Source organism: Bradyrhizobium sp. HKCCYLRH2060, assembly GCF_051168135.1.
GTDB lineage: Bacteria > Pseudomonadota > Alphaproteobacteria > Rhizobiales > Xanthobacteraceae > Bradyrhizobium.
Genome location: NZ_JBNPUK010000010.1, coordinates 263,292 through 284,062 on the forward strand (window position 1 = coordinate 263,292; position 20,771 = coordinate 284,062).

Consider the following 20,771-nt stretch of genomic DNA (forward strand, 5'->3'; position numbering starts at 1 on the left):
CATGCCCGAGGTGCGGCGGCTGAATTCTGAGGGTCGAGAGCGGTTTCGCAATTGGTTGCAGAACGGCGCCCCATCGCCGTCTCCTGCGAGCTTGCTTACAGATCCAGGAGCTTCAGAGCAATTCGATCATTCTGTTTTTATTGAGCATCGAAGTTTTAGTTCCCGTCTGGAGCTGGGCGCGTATCTAGTGGCACTTCTCACCGAGCTTCCTGCCTCCATCCGGTTCGATGAGGGGCTTTGGGACTGGTTGTCACTGTTCTACATTGACGAATTACTTCCGCCTGACTCATCCGGAAAGAGGCAGGTGAAACAGGTGTTCCGCTATTCGTGCGAACTCAGGAATCGCCTCTGGAGCAGGCACATTGTGCGTATGAGCTGGATGGCGGTAAAAGACCATGGTCTCGCTGCGCGCGTCATGCTCGCCTTCCCGATTGACAAGCAACCTGAGACGCTGGAGCAGATTGGTGGCCAGCAGGAAGCATTTGGGGCGATCCCTGTCGTTGGTCTGGCAGACCGCCTTTATTGGGATAGCGAGCGTGGTGGGCTGAAGCGTGGTGCTCAAGGGAAAAAAGATGGAACACCACGGCGACTTGTGCGGTTCATACGGCAGCTGAGACGGACCTACGATCCTCCTGAAATGACAGTTGAAGAACTGTTTAATGCTCTGCCACGAGAATTCGATCGCTGGAGCTTGTCGTCTTCTAAGCGCGCACAGCGTTCCGACGATGTGCATGCTTCGGCGAACGCGATCACTTGAGGGATGGTGCTCCTCGACGATCAGAACTATAGACCTGCTTTGATGACGGTCAATTGCCGTCGTGCTTGAACCAATGCCGGCTCGGTATCTTAGGGTCGTTTTCGATCGACATTGCGCCTTTCGGTTGAACCGTAGTTGTCCTGCTTGTGAAGAACACGTCTTCGCTTGCTCGTCGCGACAGACTCACCTTACATCGGAGTCGTCCGAGGCGGAGAGATCGCGCACTCGACACCCCTTTCAACTCACGAATCGACGTCGGCTCGCAATGCTCAAGTCTGCCCAAGAGAAGCCTGTTCACAACAAGCCTGCTCAAGACAAATCCGGCAAAGACCTTCCGCTGACCGGCTATGCCGTCGTGGTCGATGGTCAGATCAAGACCGAATTCAAGACCAAGGATGGCGCACACAACGGCGCGCATGACCTCAAGCGCCGGTTTCCGATGTTGCAGATCAGGGTGTACGACGCGGAGACGAAGCAGACCCACGACATCGAACTGACGCGGGCGTGAGACCGGCCTGCCGCGCGGGCCGTGGTGTTGTGAGGACGCAAGGCGTTGCACCTTGTCGAGCCCGCAATCGCTGTCGATGTTTGAGCGTATGGAGAGCATGCTCCTGATGTAGCCGAGGGTGCGGTCCGGGTTGCCGCGCCGTCACCCTTGTGGGAGAGGCCGCTGTATCGCGCAGTGGCGTGCAGGCCTGGCTGCACGCAGGCCACTGTCGGCTTGCGCGCAAGAGACGCCGAGATGGGCTGTTGCGGTCGCTGCGTGATCTGAGCCAATCTGCCTCATCTCCGACCACGCGAGCAGCCATCATGAGCGAAACCGCCTGGAATAGACTTTCCGCCGCAGCGCTTCGCGCGCTCGCGGCCCGTGACGCGCTCGTGCTGTTGCCGGTGGCCTCGACCGAGCAGCACGGCCCGCATCTGCCGACGGGAGTCGACGACTTCCTGTGCAGCGAGGTCTGCCGCCGCACCGCGCTGGAGCTGGCTCCAGACCATCCCATCGTGGTCGCGCCGACTGTCTGGTGCGGGCTCGCCGACCATCACGTTCCATTCGGCGGCACCTTTACCCTCAGTCTCTCCACCTACCACGCTGTGCTCAGGGACCTTTGCCGCTCGATCCTGAATGCCGGCTTCCGCCGCATCGTGATCGTCAACGGCCATGGCGGCAACATCCAGGCGCTGGCCGCCCTCACCGGCGAACTGACGCGCGAGCTCAATGCCCCGATCGCGACCACGACCTATTTCATGGAAGGGCGGGAGACGATGGCCGAGGTCCTCGAGGATCAGGACGGTGTGATGCACGCCTGCGAAGCCGAGACGTCGATGATGATGGCGGCTCATCCGAGCCTCGTCGATGCGGCGAGGCTCGACGCGGCCTTCGGGCCGAGCTTCGACATCATGGGCTCGATGGTGCCGTCGCTGAAAATGTTCAGATCGTTCGCCGACATCACCACCTCCGGCGTCGCAGGCGATGCGCGCAAGGCATCTGCTGCAAAGGGCGAGAAGCTGCTCGTCGGCTGCGCGGCTGCGCTGGCGGCGCGATTGCGGGCGGGCGAGCCATGGTCCACAATGTCTCCTGCAACCATTCCGCCGCCAGCCGCAAGATGACGGAGGCGCAGAGCATCATCGCGAGAAGCCCGCCGCAGGCAGGCATTTCGGATGATGGACCGCAAACGATACGTCCACGGGTCTATTGGACGCGTCGTGCCGATCGGCAATCAGCCGCGTTCCGCGGAAGCGGCGAGACTCGGAGCCGCCGCGTCGAGGCCATCCGCGAGACTGCGGCTCGCGTTTCGCACCTCGCTGCGAAACGTCTTCGCCAGGTTCGACAGCGGCCGCGCCTCCGACCACAACACATAGGCCGAGACTTTGGTGCTCGGCGTGAACGGCCGTACCACGAGATCATGCCCGCCCTGGCGCGGCGAGAATGGATCGACCACGGCGACGCCGACGCCGGTCGAAGCCAGCACGCAGGCCGTGTTGCAGTAACGCACTTCGACCGTCGGCTGGAAGTCGGCGTCGGCTTGCCGGAAGCTCTCGCGCACGGCTTCGCCGAGGCGTGTGCCGCGTTCGAGGCCGATCAGCGGGAACCCGGCAAGGTCCCGCGCTGAAATCATGTCGCGTTCCGCAAGCGGATGCCGGGCCGGCATCACGCACACCATCTCGCCGGTGTGCACGACCTCGTGCGCGATCCCGGGATGGTCAGACAGTCCGAGCGCGAAACCGAGCTCGGCGACGTTTCCGAGCACGCCCTCGATGATGCCCTCGTAGCGGCGCACGTCGAAGAACATCCGCGTCTGCGGCCGGCGCCGCAGGAAGCCTGACAAGGTCGGTGGGATGATGCTGTAGGCGAGCGGCGGCGTGGCGACGATCGACAGATGACCCGTCTTCTGCTCGCGCAGGTCACGCACGCGGCTTTCCAGCCGGGCATGCAAGGTGAAGATCGCCTCGCTCTCCTCATAGAGCGTCATCGCCTCGGGCGTCGGGAACAGCCGGTTGTTGACGCGCTCGAACAGCGTGAAGCCGGCCTGCGCCTCCATCGCCTTCAGCGCATTGCTGATCGCGGGCTGCGACAGCGCCAGCTCCTCGGCGGCGGCGACCGTGGTGTGGTGGCGGATGACCGCCCGCAGGATCTCCAGCTGGCGCAGGTTCATGTGAACGCCCTATAAGCCCAGGTTATGGTCTCGGCCAAAATATCATAGCGCGCGGCCGTGTGGGCAGATTGCAAATCCCGCGCCGCTTTCGCCAAATGATCCCTTCTTTCAGTGCGCGCATTCAGGCGGCGTTCCGCCTGATCGTTCGGCATGACGCACAGATTGGAGGCACTATTGAGCCGTATCTTCCGCGCCGCCGCGGCCCAGATGGGACCGACCCAGCGCGCCGACAGCCGGACGCACACGCTGTCCCGCATGATCGCGCTGCTGGATCAGGCCGCCAGCGAGGGCGCGAAGCTGGTGGTCTTCCCCGAACTCGCATTCACGACCTTCTTCCCGCGCTGGATCCTCGAAGGCGAGGCGCTCGACGGCCACTTCGAGCGTTCGATGCCGAATCCGTCCGTTGCCGCGCTGTTCGACCGGGCGCGGGCGCTTCGCGTCGGCTTCTATGTCGGCTATGCCGAGCTGACACCGGACGGACGCCGCTTCAACAGCTCCATCCTGGTCGATCCCGACGGTGAGATCATCAGCAAATATCGCAAGGTGCATCTGCCCGGCTCCGTCGAGCCGCGCCCGGGTGCCAAGTATCAGCAGCTGGAGAAGCGCTATTTCGGCTATGGCGATCTCGGCTTTCCGGCCGTGCGCGCCGGCCGCGAGTGGGGCGGCGCCATCATGGGCATGATGATCTGCAACGACCGGCGCTGGCCGGAATCGTGGCGCGTGCTCGGACTGCAGGGCGTCGAGCTGGTCTGCGTCGGTTACAATTCCGCGGCCTACGATCCGAACGGCGGCAACACCGAGGATGCCGCGCTGCGCACCTTCCATTCCACGCTGGTGGCGCAGGCCAACGCCTACATGAATGCGACGTGGGCGATCGCGGTCGCAAAGGCGGGCGACGAGGATGGCAGCGGGCTGATCGGCGGCTCCTGCATCATCGATCCCAATGGCTGCATCGTGGCGCAGGCGAGGACGCTCGCTGACGAGGTCGTCGTCGCCGACATCGACCTCGATCTGTGCCGCCAGGGCAAGGACAAGATGTTCAACTTCGCGGCCCATCGCCGGCCGGATCAGTACAGGCTCATCACCGAGCGCGCCGGCGTCGTCGAGCCGGTCGTGGTCGATTAGCCGTTCACATGGGGGAGTGTTGCAGGATGCGCCGTTCGTTGTTTGCAGGTCTCGTCATCCTCGCCTCGTTTGCTGCGGCGGGGGCGGCGGAGCTGCCCGCTGAGATCAAGCAGGCTGGCGTGCTCAAGCTCACGGTCAACTCGACCTACGCGCCGATGGAATATCACGACCCCGCCACCAACGAGCTGAAGGGTCTCGACATCGACCTCGCCAACGCGTTGGCGAAGCGCCTCGGCGTCAAGATCGTCTGGAGCGAGACGCCGTTCGCCGAGCTCATTCCGTCGCTGCAGACGAAGCGCGCCGACTTCATCATCTCCGGCATCTCGGATCGTGCGTCGCGGCGCGAGACCGCCGATTTCGTCGACTATCTCGTCACCGGTCCGCAGTTCTTCGTGCTGGCGGACAGCGATGCCAAGGCCGCGACCGATCTGTGCGGCCGGAAGATCGGCACCACGCGCTCGACCAGCTTCCCGCAGGAGATCGAGAAATGGAGCAAGGCCAATTGCGAGGCCGCAGGGAAGCCCGCCGCGCAATATGTGCCGGGGGAGAACTCGATCGATGTCCGCAATCAGCTCAAGCAGGGCCGCATCGATGCTGCCGTGCAGGGCAGCGAGACCTTGCCCTATGCGCAGTCGCAGGAGGCCGGCAAGTATCGCATCGTCGGTGAGCCCATCGCCTTCGGCTACCAGGGCATCATGTTCCGCAAGGATGATGCCGCGCTGCGTGAAGTGGTGACCGAGCAGCTCAAGGCGATGATCGCCGACGGCAGCTACAAGGCCATCCTGGACACATGGGGGCTCGGGGCCAATGCGGTCCGCGAGCCCATGCTCAACGCGGCGCCGCAATGAGCCGCAGCGAGGCCCTGGCCGACGGCTTCCCGGATCTGTCCGGACACGGGATTGCGCGGCAGGCGCATTGGGGCCGCTGGCTCGCGGCCGCTGTCATCGTCGTCGTCCTCGTCGCGATCGGGCGGGCCTTCGCCAAGGGGCAGATCGAGTGGGTGTTCGTCGAACGCTTCCTGACGGCGCCGGTGATCCTGCGCGGCATCGTCAACACCATGGTCATGGCGGTCCTGGCGATGATGCTCGGAATCGCGCTCGGCGTCGTCGTTGCGATCATGCGGCTGTCGCCCAATCCGGTGCTGCGGTCGGTCGCGGCCGGCTACACCTGGCTGTTCCGCGGCACGCCGCTGATCCTCCAGTTGTTGTTGTGGTTCAATCTGGCGCTGGTGTTTCCGACCATCGGCATTCCCGGCCTGTGGAGCGCGCGCGCGGTCGACGTGATGACGCCGTTCTTGGCCGCGCTGCTCGGGCTCGGCATCAACCAGGGCGCCTACACGTCCGAGGTGATGCGCGCGGGCCTGCTGTCGGTCGATATCGGGCAATACGAGGCGGCGCAGGCGATCGGCATGGGACGATTGCAGGCGCTGCGCCGGATCATTCTGCCGCAGGCGATGCGCGTGGTGATCCCGCCGCTCGGCAACGAGTTCATCGGCCTGGTCAAGGCGACCTCGCTCGCCAGCGTGATCCAGTACCCGGAGGTGCTGCATTCGGCCGAGAACATCTACTACGCCAATTCGCGCGTCATCGAGCTCCTGATCGTCGCCGGCCTGTGGTATCTGCTCGTGGTCTCGATCCTGACGCCGCTGCAGATGCTGCTCGAACGCCGCTTTGCCCGCGGCATCGCGCGAGGCGGCCGCTGATGAGGCCGCTGGTCGCCATCCGCCAACTGAGCAAGCGCTTCGGTGAATTTCAGGCGCTGAAGCAGGTCTCGCTCGACGTCTCCGAGGGCGAGGTGGTTTGCCTGATCGGGCAATCCGGTTCCGGCAAGACCACCTTGCTCCGCTGCGTCAACCAGTTGACCACGGCCGACAGCGGCGGCATCTGGCTCGACGGCGCGCTGCTCGGCTTCCGCGAGCAGGACGGCCGGCTGCACCGGCTGTCGGAGCGCGAGATCGCGCGGCAGCGGCTCGCCTGCGGCATGGTGTTCCAGCGCTTCAACCTGTTTCCGCACCTGACGGCGCTGGAGAACGTCATCGAGGGGCCGGTGCAGGTGCAGAGGCGCAGGCCGGCCGAGGCGAAGGACGAGGCGATGGCGCTGCTGCGCCGGGTCGGCCTCGCCGACAAGGCGGGCTCCTATCCGTCACAATTGTCGGGCGGCCAGCAGCAGCGCGTCGCGATTGCGCGGGCGCTTGCGATGAAGCCGCGGCTGGTGCTGTTCGACGAGCCGACCTCGGCGCTCGATCCGGAGCTGGTCGGCGAGGTGCTTGCCGTGATGAAGGAGCTCGCGACATCCGGCATGACCATGCTGGTGGTGACGCATGAGCTCGGCTTTGCGCGCGAGGTCGCCGACCGGGTGGTCTACATGGACCAGGGCGTGATCGTGGAGAGCGGCCCGGCCCGCGAGGTGCTGCGCGCGCCGCGCGAGGCGAGAACAAGAGCGTTTCTGGCAGCGGAAGTGGGGTGAGGTGATGGATTTGAAGTGGATCGTGTTGGCTGGACTCATGAGCGCCGCCGTGGCGGGCACGGCTCTCGCCGCCGAACTGCCGGCCGAGATCAAGCAGAACGGCCTGCGCATCGCGGTGGTGCCGAACTATCCGCCGATGGAGTTCAAGGATCCGGCCACATCGACCCTGACCGGCTTCGATGTCGAGCTCGGCGAGGCGCTGGCCAAGAAGCTCGGCGTCAAGGCTGTCTGGCAGGAGACGAGCTTCGACCAGTTGATGCCGGGCCTCGCCACGCAGCGTTTCGACATCATCCTGACCGGCATGACCGACTACAAGAGCCGGCAGGACACCGCGACCTTCATCGATTATCTGCGCAGCGGCCCGCGCTTCTTCGTGCAGGCGTCGCGCGCGGCCGAGCTCAAGGAGCCGACCGCGCTGTGCGGCAAGAAGGTCGGCGCCTCCAGGCGCACCAAGTTTCCGGACCAGATCGCGGCCTGGAGCGAGAAGAACTGCGGATCAAGCCCGATCCAGTTCGTCGGCACTGAAGGCTCGGCCGACGCGCGGACGCAATTGAAGCAGGGCCGCATCGATGCCGCCGTGCAGGGCAACGAGACCTTGCCCTACATCATGGACCTCGAGCCGAACGCCTACGCGCCGGTCGGCGAGATGATCGCGCTGCAATATACCGGACTCGCGACGCCGGTGAAGGCGGACGAGCTCCGTGGCGCGCTGCACGCTGCGCTGGAGGGCCTGATCGCCGACGGCAGCTACAAGGCGCTTCTGGCGAAGTGGAAGCTCAGCGACAACGGAATCGAGAAGGTGCTGATCAATGCTGGACAGTAAGGCGCTCGCGGGGATCCCGGTCGTTCCCGCCAACACTGCGCCGCCGGCGCCGGACTATCCGTGGCCTCAGCCGTACAGAGCGGCGATGTTCCTGTCGTTCGACATCGACGCCGAGAGCGCCTGGACGTCGAAGGATCCGGCGCATGCCGCGCGCCTGGTCACGATGAGCTTCGGCGGCTTCGAGGCGCGCGTCGGCACGCCGAAGCTGCTCGAGCTGCTCGCCGAGCTCGATCTCAAGGCGACGTTCTTCATCACGGGATGGGCGGTCGATGCGCATCCGGCGATGGCGGAGGCCGTGCTGAAGGCGGGCCACGAGATCGGCCATCACGGCTATCACCATCTGCTGCCCGATCCGGGCGATCCCTTCATCGTCGAGGAGATCGAGCGCGGCTTCGAGGCGATCCAGCGCCGGCTCGGCATCCGCCCGATCGGCTACCGCGCGCCGTTCGGCGAGTTCTGCGAGGAGCTGCGGATAGCGCTGGTGCACCAGGGAATCGTCTACACGTCGTCGTTCCGCGACGACGTCAGGCCCTATCGCCATTGCCTCGCCGACGGCAGGCCGGGCACGATCGAGATCCCGGTGACCGCGAGCTATGACGACTGGATGCACGGCCTGTCGGCGCGGTTCTCGCCGCGCTCGATCTTTCCGAAGGAGCACGTGCTGTCGATGTGGAAGGATGAGCTGGACGAAGTCCGCGACTGGGGCGCGATGGTGACGACCGTGCTGCATCCGCAGGTCTCGGGCCGGCCGATGCGCTTCCGCCTGCTGCGCGAGTTCCTGACCTACGCCAAATCGTGCCAGGACGTCTGGATCACGACCGGCGCCGAGATCGCCGCGAACTACCAGCGTCACGAGGCGGCGGAAGCGAAGAGCGCATGAGCACGACCGCGATCTTCGGCAGCTATGTGCTGACGCGCAGGGACGGCGCGCAGGACGTGCTGCGCGATCACTGGGTGCTGGTCGAGGGCAGGCGCATCGCGGCCGTGACGCGCGACAGGCCGGCGGCGGACGAGGTGTTCGATCGTCCGGGCCGATTCGTGCTGCCGGGGCTGTTGAACCTGCACAACCACATCTTCAGCGAGGCGATCGCGCGGACGCTGACCGAGGACGGCAACGGCCGCCGCAACAACAAGAGCATCGTCTATACGGTGCTGCTGCCGCTGTCCAAGCGCGGCGCGGAGATCCTGAGCGCAGAGGAGCGGCTGGCGATCGGGCGCATGGGCATGCTGCAGCTCTTGAAGGGCGGCGCCACCACGGTGATGGAGCCGTTCCGCAACGTTATTCCGGAGCTGTTCGAGGCGGCGGAGGAGATGGGAATCCGCTTCTACGGCGCGCCCTATCTGTTCTCGACGTCAGACGCCAAGGCGGATGCCTCCGGCGTGGTCACTTACGCCGGCGATGACGGCGAAGCCGACATGGCGGTCTGGAACGCGCTCCATCAGCGCTGGCACGGTCAGGGCGAAGGACGCATTCGCCTCGCGATGAGCCCGCATGCGACCGATACCTGCGGGCCGGATCTCTTGCGCGCGGCTGCGAGCCGGGCGCGCGAGCTCGACGTTCCCATCACGACGCACATGGCGCAGAGCGCAGCCGAGGTTGCGACCATCGCGCAGCGCCATGGCGGGCGCAGTCCGGCCGAATATCTCGACTGGCTCGGGCTGCTCGGACCCGATCTGCTCGCCGCGCATTGCCACGCGTCGACCGATGCGGACCTCCAACTGATGGCGGCGCGTGGTGCCGGCGTGCTGAACTGCCCACGCGTGTTCGCGCGCGCCGGCGTCACCGCCGCCTTCGGCCGCTTCGCCGCGCATGGCGTGCGCACCGCCGTCGGCACCGACGGCTACAACATGGATCTGCTCGGCGAGCTCAACGCCGCGTCGATGATCTCGAAGATCGCGCTGGGAAACGCCGAGACGGCGAGCGCGCCGGAATTGATCGACGCCGTCACCACGACGGCCGCCGCCATGATCAAGCGCGACGATCTCGGCGTCCTCGCGGCGGGGGCGACCGCCGACCTCACCGTCGTCGACATGACGCATCCACATCTTCGGCCGCTACACGACCCGCGCCGCGGCCTGATCGCGCTCGCCAACCGCGCCAACATCGACCAGGTGATGATCGACGGCCGGCTGCTGATCCACGACGGCCGCTATCTCCACGGCGACGAGGCTGCGATCACAGCGGCAGGCAGCGCCGCCATCGCAAAGATCTGGGCGCTGCCCGAGGCGCAGGCGGCATTCGCCGGCTGACCGCCGCTACCGCGTCCCGTATGCGCGGTCGCCGGCGTCGCCGAGGCCGGGGACGATGAAGGCGTCATCGTCGAGGCCATCGTCAATCGCGGCGGTCCACAGGGTGACATCGGGATGCAGGCCGCGGACGCGCTCGACGCCTTCGGGGGCGGCGATCATGCAGACCATGCGGATGTCCTTGGCGCCGCGCTCCTTGAGCCGGTCGACCGCGGCGACGGCGCTGTTGCCGGTCGCGAGCACCGGGGTGACGACGACGGCCAGGCGCTCCTGCAGGTCGGACGGCGCCTTGAAGAAGTACTCGACTGCGGTGAACGTCTGCGGCTCGCGGTACAGGCCGATATGGGCGACGCGAGCGGTCGGCACCAGATCGAGCATGCCGTCGACGAAGGTGACGCCGGCGCGCAGCACGGGCACGAACACCAGCTTCTTGCCGGCGATCTTGGCCGACTGCATCCGCGCCAGCGGCGTCTCGACCTCGACCTCGGTCAGCGGCAGGTCGCGCGTGACCTCGTAGCAGAGCAGCATGCCGATCTCCTTCAAGAGCTCGCGGAACGACTTGGTCGAGATCGACTTGTCGCGGATCAGGGTCAGCTTGTGCTGCACCAGCGGATGATCGACGACCGTGACGCCTTCCATGGCTTTCATCTCCGAAGCGTAGGGTGGGCAAAGGCGCGACGCGCCGTGCCCACCGCGATCTTAGCTCAGCTTGGAATGGTGGGCACGCTGCGCTTTGCCCACCGTACGCGCAACTGATCAGTTTCGTCATGGCGAGGAGCGAAGCGACGAAGCAATCCAGACGTCCTTCCCGCTTTGCTCGCAATGACGGAACCGCGAGGTCGGCGACCTCAGGCCCAAACCCCTTAAAACACCGTGCCGTCGGTGAGGATGGTCAGCGGCGGCGAACCGTCCGGGCGGCGGGCGAAGGCGAGCTTGCGGCCGGCGGCCCAGCTGCCGCCTTCGAGGATGCGCGCCAGCGGTAGCTGCTCCGCGGTCTGGCCGGTGCGCCGGCGGATCAGTTCGGCCAGCCGGTCGAGCAGGGCGACGGTCAACGCGCGCCATTCCACCACCAGCGGAGAATCGACCTCATGCACGCGCGCGGCATCGGCGGGATCGCGCAAGCTCAGCACACCGCCGTCGACGAACAGGCCGCCATTGCGGTATTCGGCGAGGCCGGTGAGGCCGTCGATGTTGTCCACCACCAGGCCGGCGCGCTGCAGCGGTTCGATCAGCGAATAGCTCAGCCATTGCGACAGCTTGTGCAGCGGGACGAGACCGGTGGTCGCGTCATCGGTGATCAATGATGGATGCCGCCAGCAATCGCCGAGCGCCGTGCCGTGCAGCGTCAGGCGTGACGGCCAGATCGGGCCGAGCTGACGCAGCACCTGCTGCAAAATCGAAGGGGCCTCGATGCGGCCGCCAGCAGCCAACCGATCGAACAGGCCACCCGGCCGCGGACCGTCCTTCGCACCGAAGACCTCGGGACTTGCCGCCACGACGGCGCCTAGCCGCCGCAGCAACTCCACGCGCCCCTCGAGCCCGACCAGCGGATTGTCGGCACCGACCTGAAAACCGCGTTCGAGATCCGCGACCGTGAGCTGCCTGAGCCTCGCCGCATCGGCCCGCAGCGGATCGCTCGCATTGGACGAGAACGCGCCGCTTGCGAACATCTCGAGGCTGGCCAGCGCCAGCCCCTCGGAGCGGCCGACGCTGAAGCCGCTGGCTTCGTCATGATAGCGCCACGCCGCGCCGGCGCCGGCGTCGAGCAGCACGCTCGCGATGGCGAGATCGAACTCGGCGCGCGCCCGCGACGCCGCATTCGGCCAATTCACTTTGTCGGCGATCGCGGCCCAGCGATCGACACCACCGACCACGAAATGCCGCCAGCGCGAGTGGAACGGCACCTCGCCGTCGGGATAGGCCTTGCGGGTCACATCAAGCACGACTTCGGCGATCGCGTCGAGCCGGGCGATGTCGATGCGGAAATGCGGCAGCTTGTCGGCGAGACCGAGCGCAAGCAGCTGATGCGACCGCTCGCGCACGGCGCGGGCCGACAGGAGATATGAGACGTCGTCCATGATCTGCTGCTGCGCTCAGTACTTCTCGAGCGGGCGGCCGACGGTGTCGCCGAGCGCCTCGGGTTTCTGCGGCTCCAGCGAGAAATAGCCGGCCGCCTTCTTGGCCGCGATCTCGACATGGGCGTCGGCGGGAATCAGCTCGTCCGGGATCGGCACGCGCTCGACGATGTCGACGCCCTGGCCCACCAGCGCGTCGTGCTTCATGTCGCTCATCGAGATGAAGCGGTCGATGCGTTTGATGCCGAGCCAGTGGATGACGTCGGGCATCAACTGCTGGAACCGGGCGTCCTGCACGCCGGCGACGCATTCGGTGCGCTCGAAATAGGCCGCTGCGGCGTCGCCGTCCTCCTGGCGCTTGCGCGCATTGTAGACCAGGAATTTCGTCACCTCGCCGAGCGCGCGGCCTTCCTTGCGGTTGTAGACGATGATGCCGAGCCCGCCGTTCTGCCCGGCCGCAACGCATTCCTCGATACCGTGGATCAGATAGGGGCGGCAGGTGCAGATGTCGGAGCCGAACACGTCGGAGCCGTTGCACTCGTCGTGTACGCGGCACGTGATCTTCGTTCGGCCGTCGTTCAGCTTGGTGACGTCGCCGAACAGATAGACCGTGGTGCCGCCGATCGGCGGCAGGAACACCTGCAGATCGGGCCGGGTCACCAGCTCCGGATACATGCCGCCGGTCTGCTCGAACAGGCCGCGGCGCAGACTGGTCTCGCTGGTGCCGAAGCGCGCGGCGACGCCGGGCAGGTACCACACCGGGTCGATCGCGACCTTCACCACCGAGACGCTGCCATTGGCATGCACGACGTCGCCGTCATGGACGAGGCGCTTGGCCGCGAGCGCTGCATGCAGCTCGGGGAGCTCGATGCGCGCCTTGGTCACGGCGATGGTCGGCCGGATATCGATTCCTTCCGCGATCTCGCCGCCGAAATTCTCGGCCACCAGATGGCCCCAGGGATCGAGCGCGACGATCTTCGCCGGATCGCGCCACTGCGCGAACGGGCCGATCGTGGCGGCGGGATGGGTGTTGGTGAGATCGGGGCGGCGGATCGGATCGAGCGCACCGGATGATACCGCGAGCGCGCGGTAGACTGTGTAGGAGCCACCATGGCTGCCGATCACGTTGCGGTCCTGCGGACGCGACACCGTGCCGATCACGGGTCCGCGCTCGCGCGCGTTCTCGGCGCCCCAGTGGAGCGGGAAGTTGTGCTTGGCGCCTGGCACCGGGTGCGAGGTCAGGCGAATGTGATCCGTACGGTTGGAGCGAGTCATCGGACAGCCACCCCCAAAACGGCAACGGCCCGCCTTGACGACGGGCCTGAGCAGAACGCGTTCACGTTTTCCATGCATCAATATAGCAGTTTTTCTGCAGCAAACAAGGGTATCCCGGGCGGCATCTATTTGTAAACGAATGGTGACGACGGCCGGCTTGCAATGCAGCGCGGCCTCGCCCGCTGGCATGGCGCTTGCCTTTTGGACGCGACGCCGCCAGCTTGGCGCGCGTAGGGAGTCTTCGGCGGCAAAGGCGGCATGGACCTGATCATTCGCAACGCGGTGCTGGCGCAGCAGGGCGAGCTGCGCCGCGCCGATATCGGAATTTCCAAAGGCCGCATCGCCGCCATCGAGTCCGCGCTGCCGGCCGAGGTGGAGGAGCGCGACGCCGAACATTGTCTCGTCGTGCCCGGCTTCATCGAGACCCATATCCACCTCGACAAGACTTGCATCCTCGACCGCTGCAGCATCCGGGAGGGGACAGTCGCCGAGGCGGTGCGGGAGACCGCGGCGGCCAAGCGCAACTTCACGCCGGAGGATGTCTATGCCAGGGCGAAGCAGACCGTTGAGCGCTGCGTCAGCCATGGCACGATGCGAATGCGCACCCATGTCGAGCTCGATCCCGGCATCGGCTTCATCGCGTTCGAAGCCATCCAACAGCTCGCGCGCGACTACGCCTGGGCGCTCGATCTCGAGATCTGCGTGTTCCCGCAGGAAGGCCTGACGAACTATCCGGGCACCGAGGAGCTGCTGATCGAAGGACTGCGTCGTGGCGCGCGCACCATCGGCGCCGCCCCGTATTTCGACACCAACCCGCCGGCGCAGATCGACCGCATCTTCGCGATCGCGCGCGAACACGACGTCGACATCGACATGCATCTCGATCTCGCCGAGACGCTCGACCACATGCAGATCGAATATGTCTGCCGCAAGACCGAGGAGTACAAGTGGGGCGGGCGCGTCGCTGTCGGCCATGTCACGCAGCTGTCGCTGCTGCCGCCGGAACGCTTCAACGCGATCGCCGCGCAGCTCGCCAATGCCGGTGTCGCCGTGACCGTGCTGCCCTCGACCGACCTGCATCTGATGGGACGGCGGCAGGATCATGCGATCCCGCGCGGCGTGGTCCCGCTGGAGCCGTTGCGCGAGAGGGGCGTGACCTGCTCGCTCTCGACCAACAACGTGCTCAACCCGTTCACGCCCTATGGCGACGGCTCGCTGATCCGGATGGCCAATCTCTACGCCAATGTCTGCCACGTCTCGCGCCCTGACCATCTCGCCGGCTGCCTCGACATGGTGACCCATGATGCGGCGAAGCTGATGCGGCTCGGCAACTACGGCATCACCGTCGGCGCGCCGGCCGATCTCGTCTGCATCGATGCCGCCGATCCGACCGAGGCGGTCGCAACGCTGGCGCAACCGCTGTGGGGCCTGAAGCGGGGGCGGCCGTCGTTCTCGCGCACGCGCCCGGTGCTGCATCGGCCGGGATGATGGCGGCACCAGGTACTTTCGGCATAGTGGCACACGCCGCTCTCTCGATATCGGTTCGGTGCCGCCGGTCATCTCAGCGCTGTCCGATGCAGCGCCCTCTCCCCTTGTGGGAGAGGGCATGTACGGCCATCCGCGTACGCGGTCGGGTGAGGGGTCTCGTTCGACGAGTGCCGCTCGTGGAGAAAGACCCCTCACCCAACCGAGCTTGCCGAGACGTCATACATGCCCTCTCCCACAAGGGGAGAGGGCGCATATACGAACTGATTGTGGAGTTCCATCATGCGCATCATCAACGTTGCCGCGGCCCAGATGGGGCCGATCCAGCGCGCTGACAGCCGCGAGGCCGTCGTCACGCGCATGATCGCGCTGCTGGACGAGGCCAAGCGCAGGGGCGCTGATCTCATCGTCTATCCGGAGCTGGCGCTCACCACGTTCTTTCCGCGCTGGTACATGGAGGATCAGGCCGATGTCGATGCCTGGTTCGAGCGCGAGATGCCCAACGCCGCGGTGCAGCCGCTGTTCGACCGCGCAGCGCAGCACGGCATCGCGATGTATCTCGGCTATGCCGAGCTGACGCCGGATGGGCATCACTACAACACGGCAGTTCTCACCGACCGCGCCGGCAACAAAGTCGGCAAGTATCGCAAGGTACATCTGCCAGGCCACGAGGAGTTCGAACCGGAGCGCAGCCACCAGCATCTGGAGAAGCGCTATTTCGAGCCGGGCGATCTCGGCTTTCCCGTCTGGCGCAATCTCGGCGGCATCATCGGTATGGCGATCTGCAACGACCGCCGCTGGCCGGAGACTTATCGGGTCATGGGCCTGCAGGACGTCGAACTGGTGCTGATCGGCTACAACACGCCGTCGGTGAATTCGCTGAAGTCAGCGGAGGGACTGCAGCAGCGCCTGTTCCACAACCGGCTGTCCGCGCAGGCCGGCGCCTATCAGAACTCGTGCTGGGTCGTGGCGGTCGCGAAGGCTGGCGTCGAGGACGGTCATCACCTGATCGGCGGCAGCCTGATCGTCAATCCCGACGGCGAGATCGTCGCGGAAGCGCTGACGGAGGGCGACGAGGTGCTGGTCGTACCTTGCGATCTCGATGCGACACGGTTCGGCAAGGAGACGATCTTCGACTTCGGGCGGCATCGCCGGGTCGAGCATTACGGGCTCATCACCAGCCGCACCGGCGCAGTGCCGCCGGAGTGACCCAATGTTGTAGTTTGTAGGCGAAATCCTGGCGCGGATCTCGGTGCGCTCCCTCTCCCCGTTCTTACGGGGAGAGGGTTGGGGTGAGGGGCAGCCACGCGCACCGACCGTGCGGAGAGTCCCCCTCACCCGGATTGCATCTGACGATGCAATCCGACCTCTCCCCGCAAGCGGGGCGAGGTGCACCGAGGTCGCCGCGCGAGTGTTGCCACCAAACAATGCGCTCAGCTGGCAAACGCCACCGCGCCCAGAGCCATGGTCACCGCAGCCTGGGTCGGATCGATCACCGGAATCCCCAGCGCGTCCTCCAGGTTCTTGCGATGCCGCGCCATGCCGGCGCAGCCCATCACGATGGCGCCGGCGCCGTCCTCCTCCTTCAGCGCGCGGCCGACCGCGATCATCTTCGCCAAGGTGCCTTCACCAGATGCCGTCTCGGCCACCGTCATGTCGAGCGGACGCTCGGCGGCGAGGCGGTCCATCAGCCCCATCTGGCGGAGATAGCGGATGTGGCGGCGGATCGAGCGCTGCGCGATGGCGAGCACGCCGAACATATCGGCGCGGGTCAGCGCGGTGAGCACGCCGCATTCGGCGATGCCGAGCACCGGCCGTGCCGTGGCCTCGCGGCAGACATGCAGCCCAGGGTCGCTGTAGCAGGCGATCACGAACGCGCTGGAGGCGTTGTCGCCCTCGACGAAGCGTCGCAGCGGCAGAGTGACGCTGTCCGCGTCCTTCTGGCTCTCGATGCCGTAGGGGCCTTCCTTCAGTGTCTCGCAGACGATCTCGGGCCCCTCCGCGAACATCAGCGGCTTGAGCGCCGCCGCGAGACCGTCGGTGACCACCTGGTTGGAGTTCGGGTTGATCACGGTGATGCGCGGGCGGGACATGGGAGCTACCTGCTTCTTCAGTGTTGACGGCGCGTGACAGGCAATCACTATGCCACGGCTGACGCAATGGGGCCGATGCGGCCATCTCGCGTCGACGGCGTTCCATTTGACAGAACTAGGAGATCGCGATGACCGAGCCGGCCTATGACCTGATCATCCGGGGCGGGCGCGTCGCCACCACCACGGATACGTTCGAGGCCGATGTCGCCGTATCAGGCGAGACGATCGCGGCGATCGGCCGCGGGCTCGGGCCCGCCAGGCGCGAGATCGATGCGCGCGGCAAATATGTGCTGCCCGGCGGCGTCGACAGCCATTGCCACATCGAGCAGCTCTCGGCTGCCGGCATCGTCAATGCCGACACGTTCGAGAGCGCGACGACCTCCGCCGCGTTCGGCGGCACCACCAGCGTGATCTCGTTCGCCGCGCAGCATGTCGGTATGCAGCTGCCGCAGGTGCTCGAGGACTATCACGCGCTGGCACGCAAGGGCGCGGTGATCGACTACGCGTTCCACATGATCATTGCCGATCCGACCAAGGAGACCTTGGAGCGCGACCTGCCGGCGCTGATCCGGCAGGGGCACGGTTCGATCAAGATCTTCATGACCTATGACCGGCTCAAGATCGACGACGAGCCGCTGCTCGACATCCTCGTCGCCGCGCGCGAGGGCGGCGCGATGCTGTGCGCGCATGCCGAGAACCACGGCATCATCTCATGGATGGTGAAGCGGCTGCTGGCGCGCGGCTACACCGCGCCGAAATACCACGCCATCAGCCATGCGCGCTTCTCCGAGGCCGAGGCGTTCAACCGCCTGATCGGCATGGCGGCGCTGGTCGATCAGCCGATCATGATCTTCCACGTCTCGACCGCGGAAGGCGCCAAGGTGATTCGCGATGCGCGCGGGCAGGGGCTGAAGGTGTTCGCGGAGACCTGTCCGCAATATCTGTTCATGACGGCTGATGATCTCGACAAGCCCGGCATCGAGGGCGCGAAGTGGATGTGCAGCCCGCCGCCGCGCCGCGCGCCCGACCAGGAGGCGCTGTGGCAGGCGCTGTCGCTGGGCGATTTGCAGACGATCTCGTCGGACCACGCGCCGTATCGCTTCGACGAAACCGGCAAGCTGCGCGCCGGTCCGAGCCCGAACTTCAAGCAGATCGCCAACGGGCTGCCGGGCCTGGAGCTGCGGCTGCCGCTGCTGTTCGACGCGATGGTGTCGAAGGGCCGGCTCGGCCTCAACAAGTTCGTCGAGCTGACGGCGACGGCGCCGGCGAAGATCTACAATCTGCATCCGCGCAAGGGCGCGATCGCGATCGGCGCCGATGCCGACATCGCGCTGTGGGATCCGGACAAGCGCGTCACGATCACGGATGCCGCGATGCACGACCTCGCCGGCTACACGCCGTTCGCCGGACGCAGCGTGCAGGGCTGGCCGGTGACCGTGCTGTCGCGCGGCCGCGTCATCGTCGATGACGGCAAGCTGTCGGTGCAGCCGGGCTCGGGCCAGTTCCTCGCCCGCAGCGGCGGCGAGGCGGCGAAGCCGACGGGGCGGCTGGTGGCGGACATGGACCCCGAGCAGAATTTCGGGGCGACGCTGTTGTGAGGGCGCGAGCACACGTCGGCCGGTGGCCTCGTGCTTCGAGACGGGCGCTACGCGCCCTCCTCAGCATGAGGAGCGAGGGCGAGGTTCGCGGCGCGCGAGCCGTGTCCCCTCATGGTGAGGAGGCTGCGTCAGCAGCCGTCTCGAACCATGAGGCCCTCGGGGAGGCGTGTTTCGCATGCATGTCCTGATCTTCGGCGGGGCCGGCTTCGTCGGCCTCAACATCGCGCAAGGCCTGCTGGAGCGCGGCCATGCCGTGACGATCTTCGACGCAACAGGTCTGCCCGCGGCGGCGCAGCGTGCGTTTGAACCCTATCGCGAGCGTCTGCACCTGGTGCAGGGCGACGTCACCGATGCGAGCGCTGTGGCGGCCGCGATCAGCAATGGCTGCGATGCCGTCGTGATGGGCGCCGCGATCACCGCGGGCGCCGAGCGCGATGCCGCCGACCCCGAGCGCATCCTCGCGGTTAATCTGCTGGCGCAGGTGCCGATCCTGCGGGCGGCGCGCGGCAGCGGCATACGCCGGGTCATCAACCTGTCCTCGGCGGCGTCCTATGGCGCGAGCGGCCAGCGCTTCGCCGTGCTGGAGGAGACCACGCCGTGCGAGCCGGTGTCGCTCTATGCGATCAGCAAGTTCGCCTCCGAGCGCGTCGCCGCGCGGCTGAGCGATCTGTGGAAGACGGATGTCATCAGCGTGCGCCTGTCCGCCGTGTTCGGCCCGTTCGAGCGCGGCGGCGGCGTGCGCGACACGCCCTCGCCGCAGGCGCTCATCGCCGCCTGCTGCGCGCGCAACGAGCCTGCGCTGCTGAGCGAGCCGGGCGACAAGGACTGGGTTTACGCGGTCGACGTCGCGGATGCTGTCTGTCTGCTGTTGGAGGCTGAGAAGCCGCAGCACGCGCTCTACAACATCTCCAACGCGGCGACGTTCACAGCCGAAACCTGGGGCCGCGCCTTCGCGACCGGTCGAGCTGGATTCACCTGCCGGCTCAAGGAGCAGGGGGAAACGCCGACGGTGCCGGTGTTCGCGCCCAATCGCGGCCGGCTGTCGACGACGCGGCTGGCCGAGGAGTTCGGCTGGCGCGCGCGCTTCGACTGCGCGGCTTCCGCCGAGCATTTCGGCCGCTGGTTCGATCAGTACGGGAGAGACTGAGATGAGGCTCAAGGCTAAGGTCGCCGTCATCACCGGCGGCGGCTCCGGCATTGGCCGCGCCAGTGCCGTGATGTTCGCGCGCGAAGGTGCGTTCCTCGCGTTGGTCGATCGCGATGCTGCAGGCGCCGAGGAGACACTGGCGCTGGTGTGCAACGCGGGCGGCGACGGCAGCGTCCATGTCGGCGATGTCGGCGACGCCGACTTTGCCAAGGCAACCATCGAGAGCGTGGCCGCCGCGCGCGGCCGGCTGGACGTGCTGATGACCGCGGCCGGTTTCTCCTGTGGCGGCACCGTCGTCACGACCGATCCGGCGGATTGGGATGCGGTGTTCCGCGCCAATGTCGGCGGCACCTGGCTGTGGGCCAAGGTCGCGGTGCCGATCATGCAGAAGCAGAAGGCCGGCTCGATCATCACCGTCGCGTCGCAGCTTGCGGTCGCCGGCGGCAAGGGCAACAGCGCCTACATTGCCGCCAAGGGCGCGATCATCAGCCTGACTCGCACCATGGCGGTGGACTTCGCCACCGACGGCATCCGCGTCAACGCGCTGGCGCCCGGCGCAATCGACACGCCGCTGCTGCGTCGGAGCTTCGCGCGCCACGCCGATCCGGAGCCGGTGCGCGACGCCTCGCGCCAGCGCCACGCTATGAAGCGGTTCGGCGCGGCCGACGAGGTCGCGGCGGCCGCGCTGTTCCTGGCCAGCGACGAGGCGTCGTTCACGACCGGCATCGTGCTGCCGGTCGATGGCGGGTGGTTAGCGGCGTAGAAATAGAGCCAACTTGTCTCTCATCGTTTGAGCGGAACCATCGCCGCAAGAACCGGTATGCTCCCTCTCCCCGTAAGGACGTAAGGACGGGAAGAGGGAGCGCACTGCTGTCGGCGCCATAGCTCGGCTCTCACCATCTGCGACGCAGCGGCTCGTGACAAAAATGACGGAATCCGGTTGTCATCTCTGGACTGCACCCCTCAAGTGAGACACGATAATCTCAGTGACAATGGGTAAAGTCATCGCATCGTGTTTTGCTTGAA

The 20,771-nt window shown here is 66.4% G+C and carries 20 protein-coding genes; 15 read left to right on the top strand and 5 right to left on the bottom strand.

The annotated features are described in order from the left end of the window. Window position 1: 1 nt before the first annotated feature. The 3 genes from ACQR10_RS20870 (at window position 2) to ACQR10_RS20880 (ending at window position 2,365) form a co-directional block, all read left to right on the top strand. A complete protein-coding gene (locus ACQR10_RS20870) occupies window positions 2-757 on the top strand; it encodes a hypothetical protein (RefSeq protein ID WP_434898144.1) in 756 nt (251 codons plus the stop codon). Window positions 758-1,022: 265 nt separating this feature from the next. Beyond that, on the top strand, window positions 1,023-1,265 hold the full coding sequence (locus ACQR10_RS20875; protein ID WP_316238407.1) for a hypothetical protein: 243 nt from the start codon (window positions 1,023-1,025) through the stop codon (window positions 1,263-1,265). Window positions 1,266-1,567: 302 nt separating this feature from the next. After that, window positions 1,568-2,365 (top strand): creatininase family protein, encoded by a 798-nt coding sequence (locus ACQR10_RS20880; protein WP_434912058.1) that lies wholly within the window; start codon window positions 1,568-1,570, stop codon window positions 2,363-2,365. A gap of 110 nt (window positions 2,366-2,475) precedes the next feature. On the opposite strand, the gene ACQR10_RS20885 is transcribed toward ACQR10_RS20880, so the two are convergent. Beyond that, window positions 2,476-3,411, bottom strand: coding sequence for a LysR family transcriptional regulator (locus ACQR10_RS20885; RefSeq protein WP_316177923.1), 936 nt, complete (start codon window positions 3,409-3,411; stop codon window positions 2,476-2,478). A 150-nt stretch (window positions 3,412-3,561) separates the two neighbouring features. Here ACQR10_RS20885 and ACQR10_RS20890 point away from each other — a divergent pair, with 150 nt between their 5' ends. Genes ACQR10_RS20890 through ACQR10_RS20920 form a run of 7 tightly spaced genes read left to right on the top strand, consistent with a single transcriptional unit; the run spans window position 3,562 to window position 10,075 of the window. Continuing rightward, window positions 3,562-4,536, top strand: a complete 975-nt coding sequence (locus ACQR10_RS20890) for an N-carbamoyl-D-amino-acid hydrolase (protein WP_316217563.1) — start codon at window positions 3,562-3,564, stop codon at window positions 4,534-4,536. Window positions 4,537-4,562: 26 nt separating this feature from the next. Continuing rightward, window positions 4,563-5,384, top strand: a complete 822-nt coding sequence (locus tag ACQR10_RS20895) for an ABC transporter substrate-binding protein (RefSeq protein WP_316238409.1) — start codon at window positions 4,563-4,565, stop codon at window positions 5,382-5,384. Continuing rightward, window positions 5,381-6,238, top strand: a complete 858-nt coding sequence (locus tag ACQR10_RS20900) for an amino acid ABC transporter permease (protein WP_315804438.1) — start codon at window positions 5,381-5,383, stop codon at window positions 6,236-6,238. The genes ACQR10_RS20895 and ACQR10_RS20900 overlap by 4 nt, the downstream gene beginning before the upstream one ends. Next, the gene (locus tag ACQR10_RS20905; protein ID WP_434912063.1) at window positions 6,235-7,002 is read left to right on the top strand and encodes an amino acid ABC transporter ATP-binding protein; all 768 of its coding nucleotides are present in this window, start codon (window positions 6,235-6,237) and stop codon (window positions 7,000-7,002) included. The genes ACQR10_RS20900 and ACQR10_RS20905 overlap by 4 nt, the downstream gene beginning before the upstream one ends. Window positions 7,003-7,006: 4 nt before the next feature. After that, a complete protein-coding gene (locus tag ACQR10_RS20910; protein ID WP_316217561.1) occupies window positions 7,007-7,825 on the top strand; it encodes an ABC transporter substrate-binding protein in 819 nt (272 codons plus the stop codon). Further along, on the top strand, window positions 7,812-8,705 hold the full coding sequence (locus ACQR10_RS20915) for a polysaccharide deacetylase family protein (RefSeq protein ID WP_316217560.1): 894 nt from the start codon (window positions 7,812-7,814) through the stop codon (window positions 8,703-8,705). Before ACQR10_RS20910 ends, ACQR10_RS20915 begins: the two co-directional genes overlap by 14 nt. Then, entirely contained in the window at window positions 8,702-10,075 is a 1,374-nt protein-coding gene (locus ACQR10_RS20920; RefSeq protein WP_316217559.1) for an amidohydrolase family protein, read from the top strand. Before ACQR10_RS20915 ends, ACQR10_RS20920 begins: the two co-directional genes overlap by 4 nt. A gap of 6 nt (window positions 10,076-10,081) precedes the next feature. Here the strand turns inward: ACQR10_RS20920 and upp are convergent, their stop codons facing one another. The 3 genes from upp to ACQR10_RS20935 form a co-directional block, all read right to left on the bottom strand. Beyond that, window positions 10,082-10,711 (bottom strand): uracil phosphoribosyltransferase, encoded by a 630-nt coding sequence (gene upp, locus ACQR10_RS20925; RefSeq protein ID WP_315721502.1) that lies wholly within the window; start codon window positions 10,709-10,711, stop codon window positions 10,082-10,084. A gap of 224 nt (window positions 10,712-10,935) precedes the next feature. Continuing rightward, a complete protein-coding gene (locus ACQR10_RS20930; protein WP_434898150.1) occupies window positions 10,936-12,150 on the bottom strand; it encodes a URC4/urg3 family protein in 1,215 nt (404 codons plus the stop codon). A 15-nt stretch (window positions 12,151-12,165) separates the two neighbouring features. Continuing rightward, window positions 12,166-13,422, bottom strand: coding sequence for a GTP cyclohydrolase II (locus tag ACQR10_RS20935; RefSeq protein ID WP_316238413.1), 1,257 nt, complete (start codon window positions 13,420-13,422; stop codon window positions 12,166-12,168). A 258-nt stretch (window positions 13,423-13,680) separates the two neighbouring features. On the opposite strand from ACQR10_RS20935, the gene ACQR10_RS20940 reads away from it, so the two are divergent. After that, window positions 13,681-14,910: an amidohydrolase family protein gene (locus ACQR10_RS20940; RefSeq protein ID WP_316177938.1), complete on the top strand. Its 1,230-nt coding sequence runs from the start codon at window positions 13,681-13,683 to the stop codon at window positions 14,908-14,910. A 279-nt stretch (window positions 14,911-15,189) separates the two neighbouring features. Then, window positions 15,190-16,116: an N-carbamoyl-D-amino-acid hydrolase gene (locus tag ACQR10_RS20945; RefSeq protein ID WP_434912059.1), complete on the top strand. Its 927-nt coding sequence runs from the start codon at window positions 15,190-15,192 to the stop codon at window positions 16,114-16,116. 224 nt (window positions 16,117-16,340) lie between these two features. On the opposite strand, the gene ACQR10_RS20950 is transcribed toward ACQR10_RS20945, so the two are convergent. Beyond that, entirely contained in the window at window positions 16,341-17,000 is a 660-nt protein-coding gene (locus ACQR10_RS20950; protein ID WP_434912060.1) for an aspartate/glutamate racemase family protein, read from the bottom strand. Window positions 17,001-17,128: 128 nt separating this feature from the next. On the opposite strand from ACQR10_RS20950, the gene hydA reads away from it, so the two are divergent. The 3 genes from hydA (at window position 17,129) to ACQR10_RS20965 (ending at window position 20,508) form a co-directional block, all read left to right on the top strand. Further along, window positions 17,129-18,598, top strand: a complete 1,470-nt coding sequence (gene hydA, locus ACQR10_RS20955; RefSeq protein WP_434912061.1) for a dihydropyrimidinase — start codon at window positions 17,129-17,131, stop codon at window positions 18,596-18,598. Window positions 18,599-18,773: 175 nt separating this feature from the next. After that, window positions 18,774-19,745: an NAD-dependent epimerase/dehydratase family protein gene (locus tag ACQR10_RS20960; protein ID WP_434912062.1), complete on the top strand. Its 972-nt coding sequence runs from the start codon at window positions 18,774-18,776 to the stop codon at window positions 19,743-19,745. 1 nt (window position 19,746) lies between these two features. Beyond that, window positions 19,747-20,508, top strand: coding sequence for an SDR family oxidoreductase (locus ACQR10_RS20965; protein WP_316217553.1), 762 nt, complete (start codon window positions 19,747-19,749; stop codon window positions 20,506-20,508). Window positions 20,509-20,771 lie beyond the last annotated feature (263 nt).

Coding starts and splice junctions, on each gene's coding strand:
- ACQR10_RS20870 (WP_434898144.1), top strand. CDS start 2: ATGCCCGAGGTGCGGCGGCTGAATTCTGAGGGTCGAGAGCGGTTTCGC.
- ACQR10_RS20875 (WP_316238407.1), top strand. CDS start 1,023: ATGCTCAAGTCTGCCCAAGAGAAGCCTGTTCACAACAAGCCTGCTCAA.
- ACQR10_RS20880 (WP_434912058.1), top strand. CDS start 1,568: ATGAGCGAAACCGCCTGGAATAGACTTTCCGCCGCAGCGCTTCGCGCG.
- ACQR10_RS20885 (WP_316177923.1), bottom strand. CDS start 3,411: ATGAACCTGCGCCAGCTGGAGATCCTGCGGGCGGTCATCCGCCACCAC.
- ACQR10_RS20890 (WP_316217563.1), top strand. CDS start 3,562: ATGACGCACAGATTGGAGGCACTATTGAGCCGTATCTTCCGCGCCGCC.
- ACQR10_RS20895 (WP_316238409.1), top strand. CDS start 4,563: ATGCGCCGTTCGTTGTTTGCAGGTCTCGTCATCCTCGCCTCGTTTGCT.
- ACQR10_RS20900 (WP_315804438.1), top strand. CDS start 5,381: ATGAGCCGCAGCGAGGCCCTGGCCGACGGCTTCCCGGATCTGTCCGGA.
- ACQR10_RS20910 (WP_316217561.1), top strand. CDS start 7,007: ATGGATTTGAAGTGGATCGTGTTGGCTGGACTCATGAGCGCCGCCGTG.
- ACQR10_RS20915 (WP_316217560.1), top strand. CDS start 7,812: ATGCTGGACAGTAAGGCGCTCGCGGGGATCCCGGTCGTTCCCGCCAAC.
- ACQR10_RS20920 (WP_316217559.1), top strand. CDS start 8,702: ATGAGCACGACCGCGATCTTCGGCAGCTATGTGCTGACGCGCAGGGAC.
- upp (WP_315721502.1), bottom strand. CDS start 10,711: ATGGAAGGCGTCACGGTCGTCGATCATCCGCTGGTGCAGCACAAGCTG.
- ACQR10_RS20930 (WP_434898150.1), bottom strand. CDS start 12,150: ATGGACGACGTCTCATATCTCCTGTCGGCCCGCGCCGTGCGCGAGCGG.
- ACQR10_RS20935 (WP_316238413.1), bottom strand. CDS start 13,422: ATGACTCGCTCCAACCGTACGGATCACATTCGCCTGACCTCGCACCCG.
- ACQR10_RS20940 (WP_316177938.1), top strand. CDS start 13,681: ATGGACCTGATCATTCGCAACGCGGTGCTGGCGCAGCAGGGCGAGCTG.
- ACQR10_RS20945 (WP_434912059.1), top strand. CDS start 15,190: ATGCGCATCATCAACGTTGCCGCGGCCCAGATGGGGCCGATCCAGCGC.
- ACQR10_RS20950 (WP_434912060.1), bottom strand. CDS start 17,000: ATGTCCCGCCCGCGCATCACCGTGATCAACCCGAACTCCAACCAGGTG.
- hydA (WP_434912061.1), top strand. CDS start 17,129: ATGACCGAGCCGGCCTATGACCTGATCATCCGGGGCGGGCGCGTCGCC.
- ACQR10_RS20960 (WP_434912062.1), top strand. CDS start 18,774: ATGCATGTCCTGATCTTCGGCGGGGCCGGCTTCGTCGGCCTCAACATC.
- ACQR10_RS20965 (WP_316217553.1), top strand. CDS start 19,747: ATGAGGCTCAAGGCTAAGGTCGCCGTCATCACCGGCGGCGGCTCCGGC.